General features: G+C 72.0%; 16 protein-coding genes and 1 pseudogene. 6 read left to right on the top strand and 11 right to left on the bottom strand.

All coding sequences use genetic code 11. The features are described 5' to 3' along the window. Nucleotides 1-9 precede the first annotated feature (9 nt). A complete protein-coding gene (locus H4281_RS00535; RefSeq protein WP_182888858.1) occupies nucleotides 10-1404 on the top strand; it encodes an MFS transporter in 1395 nt (464 codons plus the stop codon). 87 nt (nucleotides 1405-1491) lie between these two features. Here H4281_RS00535 and H4281_RS45360 read toward each other — a convergent pair. From H4281_RS45360 to H4281_RS00550, 3 genes and pseudogenes are all read right to left on the bottom strand, one after another. Further along, nucleotides 1492-1734, bottom strand: a pseudogene (locus tag H4281_RS45360) (potassium channel family protein); the annotation flags it as partial. A gap of 179 nt (nucleotides 1735-1913) precedes the next feature. Next, complete coding sequence (locus H4281_RS00545) at nucleotides 1914-2318, bottom strand: SHOCT domain-containing protein (protein ID WP_182888859.1); 405 nt, start codon at nucleotides 2316-2318, stop codon at nucleotides 1914-1916. A 106-nt stretch (nucleotides 2319-2424) separates the two neighbouring features. After that, entirely contained in the window at nucleotides 2425-5076 is a 2652-nt protein-coding gene (locus tag H4281_RS00550; protein ID WP_182888860.1) for a winged helix-turn-helix domain-containing protein, read from the bottom strand. 124 nt (nucleotides 5077-5200) lie between these two features. Between H4281_RS00550 and H4281_RS00555 the strand changes: the two genes are divergently transcribed. Both H4281_RS00555 and H4281_RS00560 read left to right on the top strand, forming a co-directional pair. Continuing rightward, complete coding sequence (locus H4281_RS00555; protein ID WP_246411229.1) at nucleotides 5201-5521, top strand: hypothetical protein; 321 nt, start codon at nucleotides 5201-5203, stop codon at nucleotides 5519-5521. Then, on the top strand, nucleotides 5518-5790 hold the full coding sequence (locus H4281_RS00560; protein ID WP_182888861.1) for a hypothetical protein: 273 nt from the start codon (nucleotides 5518-5520) through the stop codon (nucleotides 5788-5790). The genes H4281_RS00555 and H4281_RS00560 overlap by 4 nt, the downstream gene beginning before the upstream one ends. A gap of 11 nt (nucleotides 5791-5801) precedes the next feature. Here the strand turns inward: H4281_RS00560 and H4281_RS00565 are convergent, their stop codons facing one another. Continuing rightward, the gene (locus tag H4281_RS00565) at nucleotides 5802-7148 is read right to left on the bottom strand and encodes a DUF2252 domain-containing protein (RefSeq protein ID WP_182888862.1); all 1347 of its coding nucleotides are present in this window, start codon (nucleotides 7146-7148) and stop codon (nucleotides 5802-5804) included. A gap of 287 nt (nucleotides 7149-7435) precedes the next feature. Further along, on the bottom strand, nucleotides 7436-7942 hold the full coding sequence (locus tag H4281_RS00570; RefSeq protein WP_182888863.1) for a DUF1269 domain-containing protein: 507 nt from the start codon (nucleotides 7940-7942) through the stop codon (nucleotides 7436-7438). Nucleotides 7943-8136: 194 nt separating this feature from the next. Here H4281_RS00570 and H4281_RS00575 point away from each other — a divergent pair, with 194 nt between their 5' ends. Continuing rightward, the gene (locus H4281_RS00575) at nucleotides 8137-8598 is read left to right on the top strand and encodes a DUF7144 family membrane protein (RefSeq protein ID WP_182888864.1); all 462 of its coding nucleotides are present in this window, start codon (nucleotides 8137-8139) and stop codon (nucleotides 8596-8598) included. A 75-nt stretch (nucleotides 8599-8673) separates the two neighbouring features. Beyond that, the gene (locus H4281_RS00580) at nucleotides 8674-11211 is read left to right on the top strand and encodes a winged helix-turn-helix domain-containing protein (protein WP_182888865.1); all 2538 of its coding nucleotides are present in this window, start codon (nucleotides 8674-8676) and stop codon (nucleotides 11209-11211) included. A gap of 7 nt (nucleotides 11212-11218) precedes the next feature. Here the strand turns inward: H4281_RS00580 and H4281_RS00585 are convergent, their stop codons facing one another. Then, nucleotides 11219-12367 (bottom strand): AI-2E family transporter, encoded by a 1149-nt coding sequence (locus tag H4281_RS00585; RefSeq protein ID WP_182888866.1) that lies wholly within the window; start codon nucleotides 12365-12367, stop codon nucleotides 11219-11221. Nucleotides 12368-12712: 345 nt separating this feature from the next. Here H4281_RS00585 and H4281_RS00590 point away from each other — a divergent pair, with 345 nt between their 5' ends. Next, nucleotides 12713-13309 (top strand): DUF6461 domain-containing protein, encoded by a 597-nt coding sequence (locus tag H4281_RS00590; RefSeq protein ID WP_182888867.1) that lies wholly within the window; start codon nucleotides 12713-12715, stop codon nucleotides 13307-13309. A gap of 387 nt (nucleotides 13310-13696) precedes the next feature. Here the strand turns inward: H4281_RS00590 and pqqB are convergent, their stop codons facing one another. The 5 genes from pqqB to pqqA form a co-directional block, all read right to left on the bottom strand. Then, nucleotides 13697-14557: a pyrroloquinoline quinone biosynthesis protein PqqB gene (gene pqqB / locus H4281_RS00595; protein ID WP_182888868.1), complete on the bottom strand. Its 861-nt coding sequence runs from the start codon at nucleotides 14555-14557 to the stop codon at nucleotides 13697-13699. Continuing rightward, entirely contained in the window at nucleotides 14554-15627 is a 1074-nt protein-coding gene (pqqE, locus tag H4281_RS00600) for a pyrroloquinoline quinone biosynthesis protein PqqE (protein WP_182888869.1), read from the bottom strand. The genes pqqB and pqqE overlap by 4 nt, the downstream gene beginning before the upstream one ends. Continuing rightward, a complete protein-coding gene (gene pqqD, locus H4281_RS00605; RefSeq protein ID WP_182888870.1) occupies nucleotides 15618-15890 on the bottom strand; it encodes a pyrroloquinoline quinone biosynthesis peptide chaperone PqqD in 273 nt (90 codons plus the stop codon). Before pqqD ends, pqqE begins: the two co-directional genes overlap by 10 nt. A gap of 4 nt (nucleotides 15891-15894) precedes the next feature. Next, entirely contained in the window at nucleotides 15895-16593 is a 699-nt protein-coding gene (gene pqqC, locus H4281_RS00610) for a pyrroloquinoline-quinone synthase PqqC (protein ID WP_182888871.1), read from the bottom strand. Between the two features lie 81 nt (nucleotides 16594-16674). Further along, entirely contained in the window at nucleotides 16675-16770 is a 96-nt protein-coding gene (pqqA, locus tag H4281_RS00615; RefSeq protein ID WP_037358081.1) for a pyrroloquinoline quinone precursor peptide PqqA, read from the bottom strand. Nucleotides 16771-16853: the final 83 nt, after the last annotated feature.

Consider the following 16853-nt stretch of genomic DNA (forward strand, 5'->3'; position numbering starts at 1 on the left):
GGCCCGCCGATGATCGTGCTGCCGTTGGCTCTCGCTCAGTTCGTCGCGAGTTACGCGGCGACCACCATGACTGTCGCGGTCAGCGCGGTCGCCGCGGATCTCGGCACCACCGTGCTCGGCGTGCAGGCGGCGATCACGGTGTTCACGCTGACCATGGCGTCGCTGATGGTGCCGGGGAGCAAGCTGAGCGATCTGCTGGGCCGCAAGCGGTGTTTCCTCGCCGGGCTGGCCGTCTACGGCGCGGGTGCGCTGCTGGCTTCGCTCGCGCCCGGACCCGGGTTGCTGATCCTCGGCTACTCGCTGCTCGAAGGGATCGGTTCGGCGCTGATGATCCCGCCGATCTACATCCTGGTCACCGTGACCAGCCCGGATCTGGCGGCCCGCGCGCGGGCGCTGGGCGTGGTCAGCGGCGCGGGAGCGCTCGGCGCGGCGGCGGGTCCGCTCCTCGGCGGCCTGGTGACGACGTGGCTCGGCTGGCGCGCGTCGTTTCTGGTGCAGGTGCTGCTGGTCGGCCTGATCGTCCTGCTGGCCCTGCGCCTCGCCGAACCGCCGGCGCCGCCCCGCGAGAAGCGATTCGACGTCGGCGGCGCGCTGCTTTCCGCGGCTGGCTTGTTCTTCCTCGTTTTCGGTGTCCTGCAGTCCGGCGAATACGGCTGGTTCGTTTCCCGCGCGGACTTCGCCGTCGCCGGGATCGTGCTGCTCCCGGCGGGAAGCATCTCGCCGGTATGGCTGTTCGCCGGGATCGGCGGCGCGTTGCTGGCCGTGTTCGTCGCGCACCTTCGTGCGCGCGAACGAGCGGCCCGGGAGCCGCTGGTGCCGTCAGGGCTGTTCCGCGACCGGGTCACCGGACTCGGCTTGGCGACCCAGCACGTGCAGTGGCTCGTGCTCCAGGGCGCTTTCTTCGTGGTGGCAGTCTTTCTGCAGGAGGTCCGCGGTTGCGACGCGATCGAAACCGGGCTGATGCTGACGCCCGCGACGGTCGGCATCCTCGCCGCTTCGGCTGCCGCCGGCCGGATGGCGCGCAGGCATTCGCAGCGTTGGCTGATCCGCGTCGGCTTCGTCCTCGCCGTCGCGGGACTGCTCCTCGTGCTTGTGCTGGTGCGCGCCGATTCGGGAGTGGCGAGCTCCGTGCCCGGGCTGTTCTTCCTCGGCGCGGGTGTCGGGATCATGCTGACGGCTTCGGCGAACCTGGTGCAATCCCGCTTCCCGGACGCGGCTCAGGGCGACATTTCGGGGGTGTCGCGCAGTGTGTCCAACCTCGGCTCGTCGGTGGGGACCGCGCTGGCCGGGTCCGTCCTCGCCGGGACTCCGCACCTCGGAGACCGCTCGTTCGCGCTCGCCCTCGCGACGTTGTGCGTCGCGGCGGTGGCCGGTCTCGTCGCCGCGCTGCTGCTCCCGGAGTGAACTGTCGCTTGTGGACGGACGGCGGCGGCGCACCGCGGCCACGATCACCCGCAGCACCACGCCGAGCACCACCAGGTCGGCGACCATCTGGAGGGTCACCAGCACCCGGGCCGTGGCGGAAACCGGGGCGATGTCGCCGAACCCGACCGAACTGAACACCGTGACCGCGAAGTACAGCGCGTCGGTGCGGGTCAGGTCCGCGCTGAAGGAACCGGGACGGTCGTGGCCGAGCACGTAGTAGCCGTCGGCGAACAGCAGCAGGAACAACGGGACGACGAGCGCCAGCGCCTGGACGCCCTGCCCGGCCGGGAACGGCGAGCGCAGGATCATCCGGACCTCGCCGACGACCAGCAGCACCACGAGGGCGAGTCCGGCGACCAGGACGGCCAGGGTCCAGGGCCGCAGCGGCCGGCCGGCCGGGAGCAGATAGTAGAGGCAGACCAGCGCGGTGACCGTGAGCAGGGGCCGGAGCACCGCGAGCCGGAAGAACCGCCACCGCGGCGACGCGGTCACGGCGCGAGCGCCTTCCGCATCAGGGTCTGGTACTCCGCGTCGTTGATGACGCCGTCGTCCAGCAGCCGCCGGGCTTCCGCGATCTGCGCGGCGCTCGTGGTGTCCGAAGTGGACACTGAACGCACGTAGTCGGCGAAGCGCCGTTCGACGGCGGCTTCCCGGACGCGCCGCCGGTCGCGCATGCGCCGGCCCTCGATGCCCAGGTAGAGCAGGACGCCGAGGACCGGCAGCACGAGCATCAGCACGGTCCAGCCCGCCTTGGCCCAGCCGGAGGCGTCGGAACGGCGGTACAGGTCGCCGATGGCTGCGAACAGCAGGCCGAACCACGCGACCCAGCAAAAGAACACCAGCATCGTCGCCATCACGTTCAAGAACGGGTACTCCGCGCTCGCCAGGGTCATGACCTTCTCCTCGCCGGGATCGGGGCCGGACGGGCGCCGGCCCATTCCGGCCCACCCGACCGGATCCCGCGCGCGCCCGCCTCGCCCGCCGCGGGTGGGGCGGGCGCTATCCGGCGAAGCCGGGGACCTCCGCGTCGAGCAGCCCGCGTTCCCGCGCGACCGCGACCGCCTCGCGTCTGCTGCGGACGGCGAGCTTCGCGTAGATCCCGCGGACGTGGGTCTTGACGGTGTTGGGGGAGACGGTGAGGTCTTCGGCGATCTCGTCGATCGAACGCTGGGTCGGCAGCAGGCGCAGGACGCCGCGTTCGCGTTCGGTCAGCGGCTCCGGCATCGGCGGGGTGCGCAGCCGCCGCCGCACCGCGAGGATTTCCCCGGCGAACCGTTCGCCGGTGCCGAGCGCGCCGAGCCTGCTGGTCAGGAACCGGACGAGGTCGGGCGGGGCGAAGACGAAGGGGAACCGGACCCCGGCGGGTCCGGCCGCGCGCAGGGCGTCGTCGAGCAGCCGGGCCGCTCGTTCCGGCGCCTCGGCGGCCAGCGCCGCCTGCACCCTGGTCAGCGTCGCCTCGATCGCGGCCCACGGGAGCGTCATCGGGGCTTCGTCTTCCGCCAGCGCCCGCAGCACGGAACTGGCCGCGTGGCGGCGGCCGAGCCGCAGCTGGGTCCGGGCGCGCACGAGCAGTTCCTCGCCCGAACCGGCGAGGGCGGGCGCGGCCCACCGGACGGCTTCCTTGGCCTGGCCGGCCGCGCCCAGCCGCAGGGCCGCCCGGTGCTCCAGCACGGCGCACAGGACCGCGTGGTGAGCCGGGCAGGACCGGCTGGTCCCGAGCCGGCGGCGGGCCCGGCGCATCCGCCGCAGCCCGGAGTGCCAGCCGCCGAGCTCGAATTCGGCCGCGCCGCGCAGGGTTTCCGCGAACAGCCGCAGCGTGCGGGCCGCCCGCGCGGGTGCGTCGCCCAGCCACTGCGCGACCCGCTTCGCGTGCCGGACACAGTCCTCGGGCTCGCCCCGCACCAACGCCCCGTAGGCCAGCAGAGCCGCTGCTTGCGCGCGCTGGAACGACCGCGGGGAATCCTGGGGCGGCTGCACATTCCCGGCTCGGCGGGCGAACTGCGCCATCTCCGGGTAATCGCCGTCGTGGCAGGCGATCTCGGCGAGCGCGGCCAGGCAATAGGCGACGGTGACTGTCTGTTCGTGTTCTTCCGCGGCCGCGAGGATGCGTTCCAGGGTTTGCCGGGCTTCCTCGCGATCGGCCAGGGCACTGGCCCGGTGCGCGGCCGCGAGCTCGTCGAGTCCGGTGCCGAGTCCCTCGTCGATCTGTCCCGCCGCGCGCCGGGCTTGCGCCGGGGTGCGGTCGAGCTGGGCGAGCCGGGACCGGGCCAGCTGCCGCAGCACGAACAGTTCCGCGGACGGCCGGTCCGGCCACACGGCGTCCGCCCAGGCAAGTCGGAGACCGGCCGCGGAGGTCTCGGCGGCCTCGAGACTCAGCGCAGCCGAGACCAACGCCATCAGCGGGTCGGCCGCGACCCGCCGGTCCTCGACCTCGGCGAGGGCCAGGCGCAGGATCTGGTGCTCACCGGCGAGGAACAGCGGAACGGCGTGCGCGCGCAGCAGTTCGCCGACCCGGCTGGGATTGCCCGCGCAGACGCTGTGCAGCAGGGCGGGCGCGGGCCGGTCGTGCCCGGCGAACCAGCGCGCGGCCGTCGCGTGCAGCGTCCGCGCCCGGTCCGGCGCCCGCCGATGCAGTTCCGCCCGCAGGTACGTGCGAAGCAGGGGCGTGACGCGGTGGTGCGGTGGGCTGCCGTCGGAGTCGACCGCTCGAACGGAGGGCCCGCTCAGTTCGTGAAGCATCGCTTCCGTGTCGGCCCGTCCGCAAAGCACCGGCGCGAGCCCGGCCGGGACGTCGTCGCAGACGCTGATCGTCCGCAGCAGCTCCCGCTGTTCCGGCGCGAGCGGGGCGAGGACTTCGTCGGTGAGGTAAGCGAGCGCGGCACCGTCGCGTCCGGTGTCGAAGTCCCACAGGCTGCCGTGCCGGGCAGCGGACGCCGCGGCGAGACGCAGCCCAGCGGGCCAGCCGCCGGTCCGGTCGACCAGCGGCGCGACCTGGTCCCGCGGAATCGCCGGGTCGGCGGCGCCGAACAACGCCTCCGCTTCCCCCGCGGTGAACCGCAGCTGTTCGGCTCCGATTTCGACGAGCCGGTCCGCGAGCCGGGCCCGGCCCAGCGGCAACGGCGGCTCCCGTCTGCTCGAAACCGCGAGGCACAGTCCCGCGGGCTGGTGGCGCACCAGCGTCCGCAGCCCGCGCCACGGTTCGGGCGAGGTGATCTCGTGCGCGCTGTCGAGCACGAGCACGAGGGGTTCCGGCAAGGTGTCGAGCACGTCGGCGAGTTCGGCCAGGAACGCGAGATCGGTGCTCGGCGACTCGGGCACCGCCAGGAACCGCAACGGATCGCCGTCCGCGAACCGGCCGCTGCGGGCGAGCGCTTCGAGGACCGCGGACCAGAAGAGCCGGTCGTCGTTGTCGTCGGCGTCGGCGGCCAGCCAGGCGACCGCGCCGCGGCCCCGGCGGCGCGCCCATTCGGCGAGCAGCACGGTCTTGCCGAAACCGGCGGGAGCCCCGACGAACACGAGGCCGGCTTCGTGCACGCGGTCGAGGACGGCGAGCAGCCGCGGCCGGGAAACGAGGTCCGCGGGCGGTCCCGGAACGGCGACTTTCGTCCTCGGCACTTGTCTTCGGGGCGACACGGCGCGGGGTCGGCGCATGCGCGATTCTCCTTCTCAGGGGGTTCCGGGCGATTCCGGCGGATCTTGCCAGGCAATGCGCGCGGCTCATCCGCTGCGGGCGAGGAAAACGGCGCCCGGCGGCAGAATCGTGGGGCGAGTGAAAATGCGCGGGAATTCCTCGGAGGGGCGGAAGCGATTCGCCTGCACGCAGTTGTTCTGGCTCGGCCCGGGCGAGGTCGTGGCGGCCGACCTGGCCCGGACGGGCTCGGTCAGCGCCGGGACGGCGGTGCTCGGGCTGACCGTGGTGCTCGCCGGGCTGGTCTCGCCGGCCCGGGTCCGGGCAGGAGTCCGCGCCGCCGCGGACCTGGTAGCGCGGCTGGTGTTCCTGCCGCCGCACGGCTGGTCGGCGTTCGTGGTGGTTCTCGACCTCGCGGTGGCCTGCTTCGCGTGGTTCACGGCCGGACGGGACGGGGGCCGCCGATGAGCGCGCCCGCCGCCCCGGCTCCCGGCACCCGCGCGAATTACGTTTTCCGCGGCGTCGGCGCCATTCCCGGACCGGCGGTCGAAAGCGCCGCCGATTTCCCCGAGGTGTTCGCGGTCCCCGTTCCGCCGGAAACGATTGTGTTCGCCGCGGTGGCCGGTCCCGGCGATCTTCCGCGAATCCTGCGGAGGCTCGAATCGCTCGGGATGCACGTCGAATCCGTCCACCGGGTCCGCGAACTCCCCCGGACGGAGCACCGCGCGCCCGCGTGAAGCCCGGTCCGTCACGACCCGGCCGCCGCGACGCGGCCGGCCCGGATCGCCCGCCGCAGCGCGGCGTGGTCGCGTTCGTTCTGGTCCGCGCACGCCGTCGCGAATTCCCGGACGGCTTCGGCGAAACCCGGCCCGGAACCGAGGTACGCGGCGATGGCGAGGGCGTCGCCGGTGCGCGCGTGCGCCTTGGCCACCGTCCATCCGCACAGCCGGGCGTTGGCCCGCAGGACGTCGGGGGTCATCGCCGCGACGTCGCCGGAACCCCGGTCGTCGCGCAGCCCGCGGACGTGGAAGTCGCGGGCCGGGCCGTCGAATCCGGGGGAGCGGGCCCAGCCGAGGAAGACGTCGCCCGCGGCCTGGATCAGCCGTTGCCCGGCGACCACCCGCCTTCCGGGACTGTCGAGCGCGGAGGTCCCGGTGTACTCCTGCAGCACCGACGGCCGGGCTTCCTTCAGCTGAAGGAGAAGCGGGTCGCCGGTGTCCGTCCGGACGAGCAGGGCGACCCAGCATCGGGCGCCCGAGCTGGTCGGCCCCGGCGCGGCGCGCGCCGCATCGGCGAGCCGGTAGCGGTCCAGCATGGCCCGTCGCGCGGCGCCGAGCGTGCGCCGGTAAGGCCGGAGGACGGTGCAGAGGCGGTCGGCGAGCGTCGCCGGATCGCCGTCCCCGCCGAGCCGCCCGGCCGCGACCGCCCACGGTGCGCGAGCGGCCAGCTTCAGGCGCCCGTCGCGGATTTCGGTGTGCCGGAAGGAGGCGCGGCGCCGCGCGGGGCCGAGCCGGTGGGCCGCGACTGTGCGCAGCGTCCGCGGATCCGGCGGGGCGAAGAAAATCTCGAGCGGGGTGCGGCGCGCGAACTCGTGCATCGCCAGCCGGTACGACTCGACCGCGGCCAGCACCGTGCGCCTGCGCTGCCCGGCCGGATGCCCGATCTCCCGGGCGGTGACCTCGAAGCTCGCGGCCAGTCGTTTGACGTCCCATTCCCAGGGTGCGCGCAGGGTCTCGTCGAAATCGGCGAAGTCGAACACCAGCTTGCGGCCCTGAGCGGCGAACAGGCCGAAGTTCGCCAGCTGGGCGTCTCCGCAGGCCTGGACCGCGAATCCGGTCCGGGGAGTGGCAGCGAGGTCCGCCGCGGCGGAGAGCGCGGTGCCGTGGAAGTAAGAGAGCGGGGAGGCGGCCAGCCGGGTGTAGCGCAGCGGCAGCAGCTGCGGGACCCGGCCGGAATCCTGCTGCGCCAGCAGGGACAGGGGGTCGGCACGCTGGAGGGCGCTCGGGAATTCCGCGTGGCAGACGGCTGGCACGGCGATGCGTGCGGCACGGGCGCGGGCGATCCGTGCGCTGGTGTCCTTGTCGGTGAAGGGCATGGGACGGATCGTCGGCCGGGGCAGCGGGCGGCGGCGTCGCCCGCCGGAGGTGAAGCGAGCTCATCCGAGGCGGGTGACGACCGAACGCGGCCGGTTCCGCAGGATGGGTCGCGGAGGTCGCGGTGCCAGCCGGGCCTCGCGCGGGGCGCCGCGGCGGCGTTCGGGGGCGTCGCCGCGGTCTCGCTTGCGCCGCAACGGCATTCGCCCGGACTGGACTGAACGGACGACGACCGGCACGCGAACGGGCCCTCGCCGGATCGTCCGGCGAGAGCCCGTCCAGCTGCGGACTAGAGCTGTTCGTGCTCCGGAGCTTCGCCGAACGCGGCGCGCAGCCGGGCTTCCTCCTCGCCGGACAGATTGGTCGTCAGCAACGAGGCCCCGGTTTCCCTGAACGGCTCGGCGACCCGGTCCAGCACGGCGTTGTCCGACAGGACGAACAGCGCGGACGTGCCGGGGGTGACCTGCGTCCGCACGGTGTCGATGAACTCCTCGTCGATCCCGACGCGGCGCAGCGAACCGGTCAGCGCGCCGATCGCCGCGCCGACGGCCGCGCCCAGCAGCGGGACGAGGAAGATCAGGCCGAACAACAGGCCCCAGAACGTCCCGCCGAGCGCACCCGCTCCGGTCAGCGAGCCGAGTTCCTTGGTCTTCGGCTTCTTCCGGCCCTCGGGCCAGCTCACGCGCGCCGCGTCGGCGATCGAGATCAGCTGCTGCTTCTGCAGCCGCTGGAGCAGATCCAGTGCGTTTTCCGCGCCGTCGACGGTCGGGAACCTCCACACGGTCAACGTGGCCATGACTTCTCCTCGTTCCGGGATCAGCGGTCCGCCGCACTGTTTCCCGTGCCGCGGCGCGCGTCCTCGCCCGCGCCGGGTGAAAGCCTGGCGCCGCCGCGGCCCCTGATCTCACCTGAGTCGGGCGAGGCCCGCCGCCGCGGCGGCCGACCATGATCGCCCGGGTCCGCAGCCCGTCGACGAACGAGGAAGAGACCATGACCGAACGCATGCACTCCCCGGCCGGAAACGCCGGGACCCGGCCGCCGCTCCCGCCGGAGCGGGCCGTCGCCAGGACGCGCCGGACCGGCTGGATCTGGTTCGCCGGCGCGATCACCGTCCTGGCCGGACTGTTCACCGCGGTGGAGGGCCTGGTCGCGCTGGTCGACCGGCACTACTACGTCGTCGGCCCGTCCGGCCTGCTCGTCTTCTCCCTGACCGGCTGGGGCTGGCTGCACCTGATCGTCGGCGTCCTCGCCGTGCTGACCGGGATCGCGCTGTTCGCCGGCGCGCAGTGGGCCCGGGTCTGCACCGTCGCGCTCGCCGGGTTCAACGCACTGGCGCAGCTGGCGTTCCTGTCCGCGTACCCGTTCTGGGGCGCGATCGTGATCGCCTTGGACGTCCTGGTGATCTGGGCCGTCATCGTGCACGGGGACGAGGCCGCCGCCGAAATCTGGTGACTGGCGGCGCTCAGTACAGTCGTGGCCTCCGCCCGGAGCCGGGGGCGAAATCTCCCGACAGCCGAGAGGTTTGACGTGCCCGATCGAACGACGACCCGGTCCCGGCCGGTCCCCGGCGCGAAGGTCGCGGTGCCGCGGCTGCCGGGGATCTTCGTCCCGCGTTCCCGGCTGGACGTGCTGTTTCGCCGAGCCGCCGTGCGCCCGGTCACCGTGGTCCGGGCCCCGGCCGGGGCGGGCAAGACCACTGCGCTGGCCGCCTGGGCCGGGGTCGGCCGCACGGTCGCCTGGGTGTCTCTCGACGAGGACGACAACGACGAAACCCGGTTGTGGGAGGCGATTCTCGGGGCCTTGCGGCGCGGGGCAGCGGAAGGCGGTGCGCTGCACCGGTTGCGCCCGCCGCCGCCCGGACGGCGGCGGGCGTTCCTGGCCGATCTCGACGACGCGCTGGCCGGCCGGACCGGCCCGGTTCGGCTGATCCTGGACGACGTGCAGGAAATCCGCGCCCCCGAACCGCTGGAGGCGCTCGCTGCCTTGTCCCGCCACCTGCCGCCCGGACTGCGGCTGGTGCTGGCGACCCGGGTCGAGCCTCCGCTCCGGCTGGTCCGCCTGCAGTTCGAAGACGTGCTGTCCCGGGTAGACGCCGCCGAACTCCGCTTCACCGCCGCGGAAACGGCGAGCCTGCTGCGAGCCGCCGGTGCCTCGGTGGACGAGGAGCGCGTCCGGGAGCTCACCGAACGCACCGCTGGATGGGCCGCGGCACTAGGCTGGACAGCGGTTTCGGTGCGCGACGCGGAAGACTCCGCCGTCGACTCCGTCACCGGCGACGACCGACCGGTGGCGAGGTTCTTCGCCGACGAAGTGCTCGCGCAGCTGCCCGCCGCCACCACCGATTTGTTGTTGTGCCTCAGCATCTGCGACGCGGTCGCGGCGACCCTCGCGGTCCGGTTGTCCGGCCTCCGGGACGCTGGCGCGCGACTGGACGAACTGGAGCGGGCGTGGGGACTGGTCACGCGCACCCCGGCCGACACCTACCGGTTCTTCCCGCTCCTGCGGAGTTTCCTGCGTGCCGAACTCGCGCGGCGAGACCCGCGGCGGGTGCCGCGGCTGCACGGGATCGCCGCGCGGTGGCATGCCGGCGAAGGCCGGTTCGGCGCGGCGCTCCGGCACGCGGTCGCGGCACAAGACCGGGAATACCTCCTGGCACTGGCCCGGGACCGAGCCGTGCGCCAGGTGCTGGCCGGCGACGGGCAACCGGTACGCGCCGCACTGGACTGCCTCGGCGGTGCGACAGTCGCCGCGAACCCGTCGCTGCGGTTGGCGTCCGCGCTCGAGAACATCCAAGGCGGACGGCTCGCCGAAGCGGAGACTGATCTGTGCGGCGAGGGTGCGGGCGATTGGTGGCCGCTCGCTGTCCGGCACCTGGCCGCCGTGCGGGGAAACCGCCCGGCCGGACCATCGGCAGCACGCCATCCGGAGTTCGACGCCTGGGCCCATCTCGATCGCGCCTGGCGTTCGCTGTACCGCGGCGCGCGCCGGCAGGCGAGGACGCAGGCGCAGGAAGCGCTGCGCCTGGCCAGAGGCGAGCGGCTGGATCACCTCGTACTGCACAGCAGACTGGCAATGGCGGTCGCCAGCGCCGTCGGCGGCAAGCATCCGGCAATGCGCCGGGCGTGCACCGGAGCCCTCGCGGTAGCGCGCCGGCACGATTGGCAGCGAACGCCGGGGGTCGCCGAGTCTCGTCTGCTGCTCGCCTACGACGACCTGATGCGCGCTGAACCGGCTGCCGCGGCACGGGAACTGACCCAGGCGACCGCGGCGGAGGTTCGCGGTTCGGCACCGCTGCTCGTGCCGTTGCGCGAGTTCTTCGAGGGAATGGCGCGCTTCGACGACGGCGACCGGACGGCGGGCGCCCGACTCATGCGCGCGGCACGCCGCCAGCTCGCCGCTTTGGAACTGCCCCGCGAAGTAGCCGGAGTGTGCGCGGTCGCCGAACAACACGCAGCCCTGGCGTTGGGGGAGGCGCTGCACGCGACGGAAGTCCTCGCCTGGACTCAAGAGCAGCTTCCTGGCAGCGGTGAGCTCGCTCTCCTACGGATCCGCGCGCACCTCTCCGCCGGCGAAACCGCCGCGGCTGAAGCCCTCCTGCGGGAATCCGCGTCGGCGGCAGCCGTGCTGCCGGCCACTCCCGTTGACCGCTGCCTGGCCGAAACCGCGCTCGGCCTGCGTTCGCACCGGCGGACCAAAGCCCTGCAAGCCCTCGACCAGGCCCTCGCGCTCGCCCGGCCCAACGGGCTGGTGCGGCCGTTCGCGCTCGCCGAACCGCCGGTCCGGGACCTGCTGATCGGCCACTCCGGCGGGTTCGGCTCGCTCGACCGCTTCGCGCAGACGGTCCGCGGCAGGCTCGTCCCGCACGCCCCGCCCAGCGACCTCACCGACCGCGAGCAGGTGGTGCTGCAGCGCCTGCCTTCGCAACGTTCGCTGGACGAGATCGCCTCCGATCTCACCGTCTCGGTCAACACGGTGAAAACCCACGTGCGGGCCATCTACGGCAAGCTGGGCGTGAACAACCGGCGCTCCGCCGTCGTCGTCGCCCGGCAGCACGGCCTCACCTGATGCCCGGTCAGCGCTCGTCGCGGCGCGGGGCCGACAGCAGCGCGTCCGCCCACCGGGCCCGCGGGTCGACGTCCACCAGCAGGGTCTTGGCCAGCAGCGTCGCCGGCACCGCGAGCACCGCCCCGAGCGGGCCGAGCAGCCAGGTCCAGAACACCAGCGCCAGCACGGTGACCACAGTGGACAGCCCGACCGAACCGGCCACGAACCGCGGCTGGATCAGGGATTGCACCGCGAAGTTGAGCACGAGGTAGATCAGGAGCACCACGAGGAAGCCGCGCCAGCCGTGGTCGAGCAGTGCGATCACCGCGGGCGGGGCCACTCCGATCACGAAGCCGACGTTGGGAATGTAGTTGGTGACGAAGGAAAGCAGCCCCCACAGCAACGCCCCCGGAACGCCGAGCAGCGCCAGCGCGGCGGTGTCGAGCGCCGCTACTATTCCGCCGAACACCGTCGTCACCAACAGGTATCGCCGCGTGTCCGTGGCGAACTGGCGCAACGCCGCGGAAATCCACGGCCGGTCGCGTGCGATCACGCTGAGCCGTTGCCCCGCCCAGGCTGTCTCTGCGCTCAGGAACAGCAAGAGCCCGAACAGGAACGCGAGGTTCGTGACCAGCTTGCCCGCGCTCGCGAGCAGCGAACCGGTCAGCCGGACGAGTTTTCCGGCGTCGACAGAGGACAGTATGCCGCGGACCTGTGCTTCGCCGATGCCGAGCGTGGCCAGCCCGTTGCGCAGCAAGTCGTCGAACCGTCCGGCGTAGCGCGGCACCAGCGCGGACAACTGCGCGACGGAAACCACGACGACGAGGAAGAAGACCAGGAGGACGGCGTAGACGGCGATGGCGAGCACGGTGACCGTCAGCCAGCGGGGGAATCCTTTGTCGCGTAACCAGGTTCGCACTGGGTCGAGGGTGATCACGACGACCAGGGCGAGAAACACCGGTGCCGCGAACCAGGCGATGGCTTGCACCCCGGCGAGCACGACCGTCGCGGCGGCGGCCCCGAGCAGGACGACGAGAGCGCGGGGGAGCGAGCCGCCGTTCGCTTCGCACTCGGGCTGGGCCGGTGGCGGTTGTGCGCCCTCGGTTTGCCGATCGGCGATGTCTCGGAAAGTGCGGGCGGCCAGGTGGTCCGCGTGTTGGGCGGACGGTGGTCGCACACCTTCGCTCCGTTGATCGGCGGAGTCTCGGGAGGTGCGGCTTTCCCGGTGATTCGCGCGTTGGGCGAAAGGCGGTCGCCCGCCCTCGCCTCGCCGGTCGGCGAAGTGCCGGAAGGTGCGGCGTGCCAGGCGATGGGCGTGCCGGTGCTTGCGGAACCGGCGGGCCGGGAAGTCGGTGAACTGCGCTCGCACCATGCGAATCCTCCGGAGGCAGGCGGCGGAATCCGATAGTGGCGGCGAACGCGAGGCCGGTCTTCACCCGAAGGGGGCGGGGTTGCCGGATGCTCGGCGATTTTTTGTCGGTGGCGCCTGCCACCATGGCCTGGACCGACTGAGGAGGACACGATGACGAATACCCTGAACCACCTTGCCTGGCTGGAGAACAACGGCCCGCTGCAGGACATCTTCTGCGTTTCGTTCGTGCGCAGGCTCGACCCGCCCGAGGTCTTGCGGCGCTTCGGTGCGGACGCTGGCGAACAGCTGGCGTTCGCGGAGCTGAACAGCCGGGTAGCGGAGTACGTCGGGCAAACCCAAGGCGGAAACGGCGGCGGCCATGTCGGCGTGGTCTCGTGCGGGGAGTGGAGCGTGGCGATCGAGCCGTTCGGGTGGCGCGGGAACCTGCCGGAAGTCATTGCCGGACTGTCGAAGGAAAGCGAAGTCGTGGCGGTCAACCGGCACGACTTCGCCGAAGCGCATTTCGTCCACGCGGTGGACGGCACAGTGATGACGGGCTTCGCCCCGCGGATGCCGAGCCGCCGGTACGGGAGCGAGCCGGATCGGTTGACGCCGTTGATGCGCGAGTCCGGGTTGGATCCGGGGCAGGAGGAACGACCGTCGCATCCGATCGCGGCGGCGTTCGCAGTGGCGGCCGGGATGACCGGAGTGGTGTTCACGCCGGAGTTCCTGGAGCGGACGTTGCTGGTGGGGGATATCCGGACTTAGCGGCGCGGAGTTCCGGCGGGCGCCGGGAGGGAAGGTTGTCGAAGGCAGTGCTGTCGGTGGCGGTAAGGAGGCGGTGTGGTGGCGGGAGGCGGCCGATGGGAAGTCCCGGTTCTCCGGGCCGGGTACGGCTGTGCCGTGCGGTGCGCCAGGACAGGCCGGAGGCGGCTTGGCCGTGCTCGCCGAGGTCAGTCGCGGAACGGCGGCCGGGACGGCAGCGGCTGCGCGGAGTCGGGCGGTGCAAACGTCCTGGGCAGCTGGAAAACGCTCCAGCCGTCGGGACGGACGTGATGGCTCTTCACCTCCCCAGAGTTGCCGGAGGCGAAGCTTTTGACACATAGCGGTTCTTGCCGCGACCACTGATCCAGCGCGCGTGCTTGAGTGCCTCGGTCAGAGCGTGAACTCGGTTCCGTCCGGCGGCAGTTCCGCTCCGGCACGCAGCACCGCGGCGTGTTCCGGACTGGCCGGGTCCACGACCGGGTTCGTGTTGTTCAGATGCGTGTAAGCCCAGCGGGCGGTGCCTGGGCGGGTGGTGAGCGTCGTGGTGATCGGCACGTGGCCCATCGCCTGCTGGGCGGCCGGGTTGGCGCTCTCGGTGGCCGTCGTGAATTCGGTGGCGCTGTAGAAGGTGCCGTCCAGGAGGACGAGGTCTGCGCCGTCGGTGAAACCGTCGAAGCCGGATGGCCAGGTGCGCAGGCAGGGCGCGTAGACGAGCGTGCCGCCGGTTGCCGGGTCGTGGATGCGGTACGCGACGACCCACGGGCCGGGCTGGGTGGAGGCGCGGGCGTACTTCGGCTGTTTGTCGCTGACGGGAAAGGAGGTGATGTGCAGGCCGTCGAGGGTGGTCTCGGTGGCGGGGCGCCAGGTCCAGTCGTGGTACTCGCCGACGATGGAGCGGGCCGGGAAGCGGTCGGTCAGCGCGTGCAGGGCGGCGGCGGGGGCGTGGACGGTCAGGGCCGTCGCCTCGCGGAGCATGAGCAGACCGAGGGCGTGGTCTAGTTCGGCGTCGGTGAGCAGGACTGTGCGCAGCGGCGTTTCGCGCGGGCCTGGTCCGGCACGCAGTGCTGGGGTCGCCAGGATTTGCGCGCGGATGTCGGGCGAGGCATTGAGGAGATGCCAGGTGCGGCCGTCCGCGCTGAAGGCGACGCTGTCCTGCGTACGTGGCGGAGAGTCCGAAGTGCATTGCGAGCAGGCGCAATTCCACTGGGGAAATCCGCCGCCTGCTGCGGTGCCCAGGAGGATGACCTTCATCGGGCCGGGCCACGCATAACCAGGTCCGAAGCGGACGGTGCGGCGAGGACGAGGTCGACTGTGCCGCGGTGTGGCGAGCGGGAGCACACGGGGTCGGCGTTCGCCGCGTCGCCGGTGAGCTGGAACGCCTGGCAGCGGCAGCCGCCGAAGTCCGCGGTACGCCGGTCGCAGGTGCGGCACGGGTCGCGCATCCAGTCTTCGCCGCGGTAGGCGTTGAAGGACTCCGAGCGGTACCAGATGTCGGCCAAGGCGGTGTCACGGACGTTGTCGAGCTTGAGCGTGGTGATCGCGCTGGCGGCGGGGCAGGGCAGGACGGTGCCGTCGGGCGCGATGGTGAGTTGCCGCGCGCCCCAGCCGTGCATGCACGGTTTGGGGAACGGCTCGTAGTAGTCGGCGATGACGTAGATGATCTCCATCGTGCCGCGGAGGCGTTCGACGGCTGCGCGGACTATGGGTTCCGCGGCGGCGAGCTGCGCGCGGGTGGGCATCAGTGCGTCGCGGTTGCGCAGGGCCCAGCCGTAGTACTGGGTGTTGGCCAGTTCGAGCCGGTCCGCGCCCATCGACTCGGCGAGCGAGATGATTTCGGCCAGCTGGTCGTGGTTGTGCCGGTGCAGCACCACGTTGACGGTCAGCGGCAGGCCGGAGGCTTTCACCAGCTCGGCGGCGGCCAGTTTTCGGTCGAAGGCTTTCGCTCCGGCGAGCAGGTTCGCCCGCTCTGGGGTGGCGGCTTGGGCGGAGAGCTGGACGTGCGCGAGACCCCGTTCGACGAGATCGGTCAGCCGGGGCTCGGTCAGTCCCAGGCCGGAGGTGACGAGGTTGACGTAGCAGCCGAGGTCGCTCGCGTGCGTGACCAGGTGCGGAAGATCCGGGCGGGCCAATGGTTCTCCACCGGAGAGGTGGACCTGGAGCACGCCCAGTTCCCGGGCTTGGGACAGCGCGCCGGTCCATTCAGCGGTGGACATTTCCGCGGATCGGGCCACGAGTTCCACGGGATTCGAGCAGTACGGGCAGTGCAGGGGACAGCGGTGGGTCAGTTCGGCGAGCAATCCGAGCGGCGCGGCTACGTCCATTCGATCACCCGCCGTTGTCCGAACCGGGCCAGCACGGCCAGGACGTCGCTTTCTTGGACGCCTTGGTACCGGCTGCTCAATGCGGTGACGATGCCGGAAACCGGGGCGGTGCCGTCGCAGAGTTCCAGGACCGCGGTGGCTGTCGAGTTCGGCACCAGCACGCCTTCCGGGAACAACAGCACGTGCGCCCCGCGCACGCGATCGAACGTCAGGCGCACGCCGACGCGCAGTTTCGGCACCGACGCGGCGGTGATGGTGTCCATCGGCTCACTCCTTGGCGGCGGCGCGTTCGATGGCGTCGAGCATCGACCACAGGACATCGCACTTGAACGACAGCGCGGACACTGCCTTCTCCTGCTGTTCGCGGGTGACGCAGTGCTGCACGACGATGTCCAAAGTGTCCTTGCCCTCTCCGGAGACCTTGTCGATCCGGTTGGTGAAGTACGCCAGGTCGGCACGGGAAATCCACGAATAGTTCGCCAGGACGTCGGCCACGCGCTGCTGCATCAGGTGCCCGGCGAACATCTCGGTCAGGCCGGAGGCGACGGCTTCCACCCAGGGCTTGGTACGCGCGAAGGCGACGTAGGCGTCGACGGCGAACCGGACGCCCGGAGCGACGTGCCGCTCGTCGAGGACTTCGGCGCGGTCCAGACCAACGGCGGCGCACAGCCGCAGCCAGCGTTCGGCTCCGCCTTCGCCCTCCACGGCGCCGTCGTGGTAGACGATGCGGTCGAGCCAGATCCGGCGGATTTCCGGGATCGGGCAATTGCTGATGATGGCCGCGTCTTTCCGCGGCAGCACGCATTGGTAGTACCAGCGGTTCGCGGCCCAGAGCCGCAATTCCTGCGCGGTCAGTTCGCCGGCGTGCATGCGCTGGTGGAACGGATGGCTGCCCCAGTACCGGTGCTGGAGGCCGCGCAGCGCTCCGGTGAACTCCGCCGGACTCATCGGGTGCACAGTGGACATTCGCGTCCTCCGGGATTTTCGCTCAGCGGTAAGGTTTTCCGGAACGGACGGGACCGCGGCGGACCGGCCCCGTCCGGCGGGTCATTCCTCCCGGCGGGCCGCGTAGGCGGTGACCTCCATCGGCGTTTCGTACTCGACGAAGTCGGGCGCGGTCCACATCTCGACGGGCTCGGGCATGGGAAACTCGCTTTCCTTCGGTGGTGCACCGGTGAGCGGGGCAGTCGTCCCCGCCCCGAACGCCGTCACCCTAAAAGCGCAAG

It is taken from the genome of Amycolatopsis dendrobii, from assembly GCF_014145675.1.
GTDB classification, from domain to species: Bacteria; Actinomycetota; Actinomycetes; order Mycobacteriales; family Pseudonocardiaceae; genus Amycolatopsis; species Amycolatopsis dendrobii.